The organism is Streptomyces sp. NPDC005899, assembly GCF_040629645.1.
Classification (GTDB): domain Bacteria; phylum Actinomycetota; class Actinomycetes; order Streptomycetales; family Streptomycetaceae; genus Streptomyces.
The window spans coordinates 1-9,458 of the sequence record NZ_JBEXWB010000255.1 but is presented as its reverse complement, the minus strand read 5'-3'; the positions used below and the strand labels follow the sequence as shown (position 1 = coordinate 9,458).

Genomic DNA, 9,458 nt, shown 5'->3' with positions numbered 1-9,458 from the left:
GCCGTCCGCCGGGCGGGGCGTCCGGCGGACGGCACCACCGGACTGGACCGGTGACAGTTCCCCGGAGCCCTGGCCCGGTGCGGTCGCGGCGCGTACGGTGAGGCGGCACGAAGATCTTCTTCCCGCGGCGCGGGAGGGGGACCGACCGACCAGCGACAGGACCACGCACCGTGAAGATCCTCGTCAGCGCCGACATGGAGGGCGCCACCGGAGTGACCTGGCCCGCCGACGTGCTGCCGGGCACCCCGCAGTGGGAGCGGTGCCGCTCCCTGTTCACCTCCGACGTGAACGCGGCGGCGCTCGGCTTCTACGACGGCGGCGCTGACGAGGTGCTCGTCAACGAGGCCCACTGGAGCATGCGCAACCTGCTCCTGGAGCGGCTCGACGACCGTGTCCAGATGCTCACCGGCAAGCACAAGTCCCTGTCCATGGTCGAGGGCGTCCAGTACGGCGACGTCGACGCCGTGGCCTTCGTGGGCTATCACACCGGCGCCGGTACGGAGGGCGTGCTCGCCCACACCTACCTCGCCAACTCCATCACCGGGGTGTGGCTGAACGGCGTCCGCGCGAGCGAGGGCCTGCTCAACGCCCACGTGGCGGCGGAGTACGGGGTGCCCGTCATCCTGGTCACCGGCGACGACCTGACCTGCGCGGACGCCGACGCGTACGCGCCCGGTGCCCGCAAGGTGGCGGTGAAGGACCACGTCTCGCGCTACGCCGCCGTCTGCCGCACCCCGGCCCGGACCGCCGCCGACATCCGGGCCGCGGCCGAGGAGGCGACCGCGCTCGCGGTACGCGGCACACCCGTGCGGGGCGACTCCTTCACGGTCGAGCTGGAGTTCGACGCCGAACATCTGGCGGCGGCCGCGACGGTCGTTCCCGGCGTGGCGCCGACCGGTGAGCGGCGCGTCGCCTATACCAGCGGGACCATGTACGACGGAATCCGCACGTTCAAGGCCGTGACGACGATCGTGTCGTCCGCCGTGGAGGAGCAGTATGGCTGACGTGACCACCCCGTCCGGTCCGGTCGACGACAGGGCGCTCGACGAAGCGGTGACGTTCACCTCCGAGCTGATCCGCATCGACACCACCAACCGCGGCGACGGCACCTGCCGGGAGCGCCCGGCCGCCGAGTACGTCGCCGAGCGGCTGTCCGGCGCCGGACTCGATCCCGTCCTGCTGGAACGCACCCCCGGACGGACCAACGTCGTCGCCCGGATCTCCGGCAGCGACCCCTCCGCCGACGCCCTCCTCGTGCACGGTCACCTCGACGTGGTACCCGCCGAGGCCGCGGACTGGACGGTGCACCCGTTCTCTGGCGAGGTGCGTGACGGCGTCGTGTGGGGCCGAGGGGCCGTCGACATGAAGAACATGGACGCCATGGTCCTCGCCGTCGTCCGGGCCTGGGCCCGCGCCGGCGTCCGCCCGCGCCGGGACGTCGTCATCGCCTACACCGCCGACGAGGAGGCCAGCGCGAACGACGGCTCCGGCTTCCTCGCCGACGCGCACCCCGATCTCTTCGAGGGGTGCACGGAGGGCATCAGCGAGTCCGGGGCCTTCACCTTCCACGCCGGGCCCGGGATGTCGCTGTACCCCATCGCCGCCGGCGAACGGGGCACGGGCTGGCTGAGACTGACCGCAGAGGGCAGGGCGGGGCACGGTTCCAAGGTCAACAGGGCCAACGCCGTCAGCGCGCTCGCCGCCGCCGTCGCCCGGATCGGCGCGCACGAGTGGCCGGTGCGCCTCACCCCGACCGTGCGGGCCGCCCTCACCGAGATCGCGGCGCTCCACCACATCCCCGTCGACCTGGACTCGCCCGGTTTCGACGTGGACGAACTGCTGGGCAAGCTCGGCCCCGCCGCGGAACTCGTCGAGCCGACCATACGCAACAGCTCCAACCCGACGATGCTCCAGGCCGGTTACAAGGTCAACGTCATCCCCGGCCGGGCCACCGCCCATGTCGACGGCCGCGTGGTGCCGGGCGGCGAGGAGGAGTTCCGCGAGACGCTGGACCGGCTCACCGGCCCCGGGGTGACCTGGGAGTACGACCACCGCGAGGTGGCACTCCAGGCACCCGTGGACTCACCGACGTACGCGAGGATGCGCGAGGCGGTCGAGCTGTTCGACCCCGGAGCCCACGTCGTCCCGTACTGCATGTCCGGTGGCACGGACGCCAAGCAGTTCTCCCGGCTCGGCATCACCGGTTACGGCTTCTCCCCGCTGAAGCTGCCCGTCGGCTTCGACTACCAGGCGCTCTTCCACGGCGTCGACGAGCGGGTCCCCGTCGACGCCCTGCACTTCGGCGTCCGGGTCCTGGACCACTTCCTGCGCAGCGCCTGACCGACGGGGGGACCGACCATGGTGACCACAGCGCCGTACGGGACGTGGCCGTCGCCGATCGACGCGGCACTCGCCGCCGCCCACGACGGGCGGCCCGAGTTCGTCGGAGCTGTCGGCGACGAGGTGTGGTGGACGGAGCCGCGCCCCGCCGAGGGGGGCCGCCGCGCCCTGGTGCGCCGCAGGGCCGACGGCACCACCACCTCCGTGCTCCCCGAGCCCTGGAACCCCCGGAGCCGGGTCATGGAGTACGGCGGAGCGCCGTGGACCGCCCGGGCGCGCGAGGAGGGCGGGCCCCTGGTGGTCTTCGTGCACCACGCCGACCAGAGGCTGTACGCCTACGCGCCGGACGGTCCCCGGGAGCCGTGGCCGCTCACCCCCGTGTCGGACGTCGGTGGCGGTCTGCGCTGGGCCGAGCCGCAGGTGCGGCCCGAACGGGACGAGGTCTGGTGCGTCCTGGAGGAGTTCACCGGTGGGTCGCCCACCGACGTGCGACGGGTGATCGCCGCTGTGCCGCTGGACGGCTCGGCGGCCGGCGACCGTGGCGCCGTGCGCGAACTCGGTGACGGCAGGCACCGGTTCGTCACCGGCCCCCGGCTCTCCCACGACGGCCGCCGGGCCGCCTGGATCGCGTGGGACCATCCGCGGATGCCGTGGGACGGCACGGTCGTGATGATCGCCGAGCTCACCCCGGACGGCACCTTCACCGCCGAGCGGCCACTCGTCGGCGGCAGCGACGAATCCGTCGTCCAGGTGGAGTGGGACCACGACGGTTCGCTGGTGTTCGTCTCCGACACGAGTGGCTGGTGGGAGCTCCAGCGCGTCAGGCCCGGTGCGGAGGCCGGCACGGACATGCCCGCCGAGCGGCTCTGCCCCGGGCGGGGCGAGGAGTTCGGCGGACCGCTGTGGAAGATCGGCCAGCGCTGGTTCCACCTCCTCGGCAACGGCCTGATCGCCGTCATCCACGGCCGGGGCACCACCTCGCTCGGGGTGCTCGATCCCGAGACCGGCGAACTCGTCGACGCCGTAGGCCCCTGGACCGCGTGGGCGGAGACGCTCGCCGTGCAGGACACCCGGGTCTTCGGCATCGCCGCGAGCCCGCGCACCTCGTACGAGGTGGTGGAGCTGGACACCGCCACGGGCCACACCCGCACCATCGGCGCCCCCCACCAGGACGCGGTCGACCCGGCCTACTACCCCGAGCCGCTGATCCGCACCTTCACCGGGCCCGGCGGCCGGGACGTCCACGCCCACGTGTACCCGCCGCACCACCCCGGCCGCACCGGCCCCGACGGTGAACGCCCGCCGTACGCCGTCCGGGTGCACGGCGGGCCCACCGGGCGCTCGCCGCTCGTCCTCGACCTGGAGATCGCCTACTTCACCTCACGCGGCATCGGCGTCGTCGAGGTCGACTACGGAGGTTCGACCGGCTACGGCCGGGCCTACCGCGAACGGCTCCGGGGGCAGTGGGGCGTCGTCGACGTGGAGGACTGCGCGGCCGTGGCCCTGGCGCTGGCCGCGGAGGGCTCGGCCGACCGCGACCGGCTCGCCGTCCGGGGCGGCAGCGCCGGCGGCTGGACCGCCGCCGTCTCGCTCACGACCACCGACGTGTACGCCTGCGGGGCGATCAGCTACCCGATCCTGGACCTGGAGGCGTGGGCGACCGGTGAGACGCACGACTTCGAGTCGCGGTACCTGGAGTCGCTCGTCGGCCCGCTCGCCGAGGTGCCCGAGCGCTACCGGGAACGCTCGCCCGTTCACCGGGCCGACCGGTTGACCGCGCCGTTCGTCCTGCTCCAGGGGCTGGACGACCCGATCTGCCCGCCCGCCCAGTGCGAACGGTTCGTCGCGGCGGTCGAGGGCCGCGGCATCCCGCACGCGTACCTCGCCTTCGAGGGCGAGAGCCACGGCTTCCGCCGCGCGGACACCCTGAGCCGGGCACTGGAGGCCGAACTCTCCCTCTACGCCCAGACGTTCGGGATCGAACGCTCCGACGTGCCGCGACTGGAGCTGAGGCGTTGAGTCTGCGTCCCCTCGCCCGGCCCGCCCGGCTCCGGCCCGGCGCCCGGGTCGCGGTCGTCGCACCCAGCGGTCCGGTGCCCGCCGGCCGGCTGGCCAAGGGCCTCGACCTGCTGCGCGGCTGGGGCCTCGATCCGGTGACCGGCCCCCACGTCATGGACGTCCACCCGGAGCTGGGCCACCTGGCCGGCACGGACGAGGCCCGCGCCCGCGACCTCCAGGAGGCGTGGTGCGACCCGTCGGTGGACGCCGTGCTGTGCGCCCGGGGCGGCTACGGAGCGCACCGCATGGTCGACCTCCTGGACTGGCCGGCGATACGCGAGGCCGGGCCGAAGGTGTTCGTCGGCTACAGCGACATCACCGTGCTGCACGAGGCGTTCGCGCTGCGGGCCGGCTTCTCGACACTGCTCGGACCCATGGTCGCGGCCGAGGTGTTCCTGACGGACACCGCCACGCAGGAGGCCCTGCGCTCCACCCTGTTCACGCCCGAGTCGGCGCGAGTGCTGGGCCTGGGCACGGCGACCGCCCTGGTGCCCGGCACGGCACGGGGGGTCACCTACGGGGGCTGCGCGAGCCTGCTCGCCGCCGACGCGGGGACCCCGGGGGCGCGCACCTCGGCCCGGGGCGGGATCCTGGTCGTCGAGGACGTCGCGGAGGACCCGTACCGCCTCGACGGCACCCTGACCCGGCTGCTGCGCAGTGGGGCGTTCGAGGGGATATCCGGGGTCGTCTGCGGTTCGTGGGAGCAGTGCGGGCCGTACGAGCGGGTGCGGGCCGTGCTCGCCGACCGCCTCGGCGGGCTCGGCGTGCCGGTGGTGGAGGAGCTGGGTTTCGGCCACTGCCCCACCTCCCTGACCGTCCCGCTGGGTGTGCCGGCGGTGCTGGACGCGCCGGCGGACGGCGGCCGCTGCACGCTCACCGTCGAGGTGCCCGCGCTGGTGTGAACCACCGCGTCGCGCCACCGCACTGTTCACCCGTCAGAAACCGGGCCCCGCGCGTTGACAGCGGTATGACGTGTGTCACAGCATGGTCCCGCCCGGTACTTACCAGTCGGTAAGGTTCCTCGGTACGGAGGTCCATGTGTCGCGCGCTGTCTCCAGGTTCCGCAGTCCACTCACCTTCCTCGCCGGGGCGGCGCTCGCGGCCCCGCTCGCGCTGACCGGGGCGGGCCACGCGTCGGCCGCGTCCGAATACACCGTCGTGCCCCTGGAGTTCACCGTGCACGCGGGTGACCGGTCCTGCACCGTGGACGCGGACCTGTACCGCCCGTCCGGTGTCGACGCCGAGCACCCCGCCCCCGCGGTCCTCGCGACCAACGGCTTCGGCGGCAGCAAGTCCGACGGCTCCACCGACGCCATCGGCAGGGCCTTCGCCTCCCGGGGCTACGTGAGCCTCGTCTACTCCGGCCTCGGGTTCGGCGGGTCCGGCTGCCTCATCACGCTCGACGACCCGGCGATCGACGGCAGGGCGGCCTCCGGCCTCCTCGACTTCCTCGCCGGTACGCGCGCGGCCGACGACGGCACCAGGGCCGACTACGTGACGGACGACGGACCGGGGGACCCCAGGGTCGGCATGATCGGCGGTTCGTACGGCGGCGCCGTCCAGCTGGCCACCGCCTCCGTCGACCACCGGGTGGACGCGCTCGTGCCCCTGATCACCTGGAACGACCTGGCGTACTCACTCGCACCCAATGCCACCGGGGCGTCCCGGGGCGTCTCCTCGGACACCCCCGGTGTCTTCAAGTGGCAGTGGACCAACGGCTTCTACCTGATGGGGGAGGCGCAGCCGCTCCTGGTCCCGAGCCTGGACCCGTCCCGCTTCGGGAACCTCACCTGCCCGCACTTCGCCCCCCGGGCCTGCGACACCATCCGCCTCCTGAACTCAGGCCGCTACCCGGCCGGCCGGACCGACGCCATGCTGTCGTACGCCCGCAGCGTCTCTCCGGCCTCGTACCTGGACCGGGTCACCGCGCCCACCCTCCTCGTCCAGGGCCAGGCCGACAGCCTCTTCAACCTCAACGAGGCCACGGCCACCTACCGGACACTCCTGGCGCGGGGCACCACGACGAAGATGATCTGGCAGGCCTGGGGCCACAGCGGCGGCCAGGTGCCGGGCGAACTCGACCTCGCCACCGGCAATCTGGAGACCAGCTACGTCGGTCGGCGGATCCTCGGGTGGTTCGACCGCTACCTCCACCACGACCAGGACGCCGGCACCGGGCCGGACTTCGCCTACTACCGCGACTGGACGAGTGGTTACGGCACCGCCGCCGCCGTGCCGGGCCTCAGCCGGACGATGTACCTCTCCGGGGACGGCACCCTGGTGGACAGCCGGCCGGAGGTCGCCCGCGGCAGCCGCCGGTACACCAACTGGCTGCTGCCGACCAGCCACTCCGAGAGCTCGCTGGCCGGTCTCATCGGCCTCCCGGACCCCGCGCCGTACGACACCGGGGGCACCCACCTCGGCTGGTCCAGCGCCCCGCTGGCCGCGCCGCTGGACGTCGTCGGGGCACCGAAGGCGACACTCCGGGTCGACTCGCCCACGGCGGAACGGGTGCAGGACAGCGGGGACGCCGCGGACAAGCTGGTCCTGTTCACCAAGGTGTACGACGTGTCGCCCGACGGGTCCCAGAAGCTGGTCAACCGCCTGGTCGCCCCGGTGCGCGTCCCGGACGTGACCCGGCCGTTCACCGTGGAACTCCCGGGGATCGTCCACCGGTTCGAGGCGGGCCACCGGCTGAGGTTCGTCATCGCAGGGAGCGACACGGCGTACTTCGGCAACCGGGGCGTCAAGCCGGTGACCGTCGTCAGCTCCCCCGGGGACACGGGTGTCCTGGAACTGCCGGTGGTGGGCTGAGGTCCCGGCGGCCCCGGAAGCCCGGCTGCCGCAAGCCCGGCCCCCGGCGGCCCGGCGGCGGAGCCGTCCGCGGGCCCCCGCTCAGAACGCGTAGCGGATCGGCAGCCACGGGGCGTGGTCGCGCACCAGACGGCGCACGGTCTCCACCGCCGCGGCCTTGGTGGCATTGCGGTAGCGCACGTTCACGCCGCCGTTCTCCGAGCGCTTGGCCTGCTGGATGTCGGGCCGCCAGATGGCGTCCTCCGCGCGCGGGTGCCAGGCCATGTTGACGTCGTGCAGCTCCCGGTTGTGCGTCAGCATGATCACTTCGGCGGCCGCCTGCTCCTTGACCGACCGGGGCAGGACGTCGTCCATGTGCCGCAGCAACCCCGACCACGCCTGCTCCCAGCCGGGCCTGATCACGACGGGGGAGAGGTTGAAGTGCACCTCGTAGCCGGCCTCGACGAAGTCCGCCGCCGCCCGGATGCGCTGCTCCACCGGACTCGTGCGGATGTCCAGCAGCCGCGAGTCGTCCGGCGGCATGAGCGAGAAGCGGATCCGGGTGCGGCCACGGGGATCGAGGAGCAGCAGGTCCGGATTGACGAACTTCGTCGCGAACGAGGCCTTGGCCGTGGGCCACCGGGCGAAGGCGTGCACCAGGTCGTCGGTGTTCTCGCTGATCAACGCGTCGACCGAGCAGTCGTTGTTCTCCCCGATGTCGTAGACCCACGCGCCGGGGTCGCACTGGTTCGGCTCAAGCTTGGGTCCCTGGCCGGCGACGTGACGGGCCAGCCGGGCGATGATGCGGTCGACGTTGGTGAAGACGGTGATCGGGTTGGCGTACCCCTTGCGGCGCGGGACGTAGCAGTAGGCGCAGGCCATGGCACACCCGTTGGCGGCCCCGGGGGCGATGAAGTCGGCCGACCGGCCGTTGGGCCGTACGGTCAGTGTCTTCTTCTCGCCGAGGACCAGGACCGTGCTCTTGATCCGCACCCAGCGCTCGGCGTTGCCCTCGTTGCCGTGCAGCGCGGGGATGCGCCAGTGCGAGTCGGTGGGCACGACGTCGGCGTCCGGGAACCGGGCGAGGATCCGCAGGCCCCGCGGTGAGGCAGCCGCCCCCGGCTCGGCGTGGATCTCCCTGACCGCCAGCATCCGGCGGGCCTGCTCCGAGTCGCGGAAGAGCGGCCCCGGGGCCCGTCGCACCTCGGGACCGGTACGGAGCTCCTCTACGCCGAAGAGCGCCTCGGCCTCCTGGTCCGTGCCGTCCTGCCGGGGGGTGCGCATGGCCTCTCCACTGTGCCTTTCCACTGTCCGGTGCCTCATGACCAACGGTACGGGACCGGGGCGGCGGATCGCCGGCGCGGCCCCGCCGCGCCTCGTCCACGGCCACGGGCGGGCGAGGTAGCGTCGGGGCATGAGCCCCGGCACCGGCGAACGAGACGACCCCGGACGGACGCGGCCCGTGCTCGTCTACGACGGCGACTGCGGCTTCTGCACCAGTTCGGTGAGGGCCGTCGAGCGGTTCCTGCGCCCGCGCTGCGCACGCGTCCCGTGGCAGTGGGCCGATCTGGAGGCGCTCGGCACGACACGGGAGCGCGCCGAACACGAGGTGCTGTGGGTGACACCGGCGGGCACGGTGCACGGCGGGGCCCAGGCCGTCGCCAAGCTCCTCCTGCGCTCGCGCGGGGGGTGGCCGGTGCTGGGGGCCCTCCTCTGCCTGCCGCCCGCGAGCTGGGCGGCCCACCGGATGTACCGGCTGGTGGCCGGCAACCGCCATCGTCTGCCCGGGGGAACGGCGGCGTGCGCCCTGCCCGCCGCGGACGCCCGGACGGTCACGTAGCCGGGGACACGGACGGGTGAGCCGCCCGGACGGGCGGCGGGCGTGGTCCGTCCGGCGGACCGGGCCATCGGAGCGCGAAGGAGACGGATGACGACCGACCAGGGACGCCGGCGACCCGACACCGTCGTCGTGGGCGCGGGCCTCGCGGGCCTCGCCTGCGCGCTCGACCTGAGCCGCGCCGGACGGCGCGTCGAGCTGCTGGAGGCCGCCGACGGCGTGGGCGGACGCATGCGCACGGACCGCAGGGACGGCTTCCTGCTGGACCGCGGCTTCCAGGTCTTCAACACCTCCTACCCCCAGGTGCGCCGCCGCCTCGCCCTGCGCGACCTGCGCCTGCGGCCGTTCACCCCCGGCGTGATCGTCCGCACGCAGTCCGGCACGGCCCGCCTCGCCGATCCCACCAGGCGTCCGCGGTCGGCGGGCGGCC

8 protein-coding genes are annotated in these 9,458 nt (G+C 73.6%); 7 read left to right on the top strand and 1 reads right to left on the bottom strand.

Annotation, left to right across the window (positions count from 1 at the left end; all coding sequences use genetic code 11):
• The first annotated feature begins 170 nt into the window (after nt 1-170).
• From ABZ371_RS23825 to ABZ371_RS23805, 5 genes are all read left to right on the top strand, one after another.
• Nucleotides 171-1,004 (top strand): M55 family metallopeptidase, encoded by an 834-nt coding sequence (locus tag ABZ371_RS23825; RefSeq protein WP_358683053.1) that lies wholly within the window; start codon nt 171-173, stop codon nt 1,002-1,004.
• Entirely contained in the window at nt 997-2,340 is a 1,344-nt protein-coding gene (locus tag ABZ371_RS23820; RefSeq protein WP_358683051.1) for a M20/M25/M40 family metallo-hydrolase, read from the top strand. The genes ABZ371_RS23825 and ABZ371_RS23820 overlap by 8 nt, the downstream gene beginning before the upstream one ends.
• Nucleotides 2,341-2,358: 18 nt before the next feature.
• Nucleotides 2,359-4,359, top strand: a complete 2,001-nt coding sequence (locus ABZ371_RS23815) for a prolyl oligopeptidase family serine peptidase (RefSeq protein ID WP_358683049.1) — start codon at nt 2,359-2,361, stop codon at nt 4,357-4,359.
• Nucleotides 4,356-5,300: an LD-carboxypeptidase gene (locus ABZ371_RS23810; protein WP_358683047.1), complete on the top strand. Its 945-nt coding sequence runs from the start codon at nt 4,356-4,358 to the stop codon at nt 5,298-5,300. Before ABZ371_RS23815 ends, ABZ371_RS23810 begins: the two co-directional genes overlap by 4 nt.
• An 82-nt stretch (nt 5,301-5,382) precedes the next feature.
• Nucleotides 5,383-7,212, top strand: coding sequence for a CocE/NonD family hydrolase (locus ABZ371_RS23805; RefSeq protein ID WP_358683045.1), 1,830 nt, complete (start codon nt 5,383-5,385; stop codon nt 7,210-7,212).
• Between the two features lie 81 nt (nt 7,213-7,293).
• Here the strand turns inward: ABZ371_RS23805 and ABZ371_RS23800 are convergent, their stop codons facing one another.
• Nucleotides 7,294-8,475 carry a spore photoproduct lyase family protein gene (locus ABZ371_RS23800; RefSeq protein WP_358683043.1) on the bottom strand — a complete coding sequence of 394 codons (1,182 nt, stop codon included), beginning with the start codon at nt 8,473-8,475 and terminating at the stop codon, nt 7,294-7,296.
• Between the two features lie 130 nt (nt 8,476-8,605).
• Here ABZ371_RS23800 and ABZ371_RS23795 point away from each other — a divergent pair, with 130 nt between their 5' ends.
• Nucleotides 8,606-9,031, top strand: a complete 426-nt coding sequence (locus ABZ371_RS23795; protein WP_358683041.1) for a DUF393 domain-containing protein — start codon at nt 8,606-8,608, stop codon at nt 9,029-9,031.
• 87 nt (nt 9,032-9,118) lie between these two features.
• Nucleotides 9,119-9,458 (top strand): FAD-dependent oxidoreductase (locus tag ABZ371_RS23790; RefSeq protein WP_358683039.1); only part of this gene is annotated, 340 nt, incomplete at its 3' end.

Bases quoted from the DNA above. Each gene is read 5' to 3' on its own strand.
- ABZ371_RS23820 (WP_358683051.1), top strand. From the start codon at position 997: ATGGCTGACGTGACCACCCCGTCCGGTCCGGTCGACGACAGGGCGCTC.
- ABZ371_RS23815 (WP_358683049.1), top strand. From the start codon at position 2,359: ATGGTGACCACAGCGCCGTACGGGACGTGGCCGTCGCCGATCGACGCG.
- ABZ371_RS23805 (WP_358683045.1), top strand. From the start codon at position 5,383: ATGGTCCCGCCCGGTACTTACCAGTCGGTAAGGTTCCTCGGTACGGAG.
- ABZ371_RS23800 (WP_358683043.1), bottom strand. From the start codon at position 8,475: ATGCGCACCCCCCGGCAGGACGGCACGGACCAGGAGGCCGAGGCGCTC.
- ABZ371_RS23795 (WP_358683041.1), top strand. From the start codon at position 8,606: ATGAGCCCCGGCACCGGCGAACGAGACGACCCCGGACGGACGCGGCCC.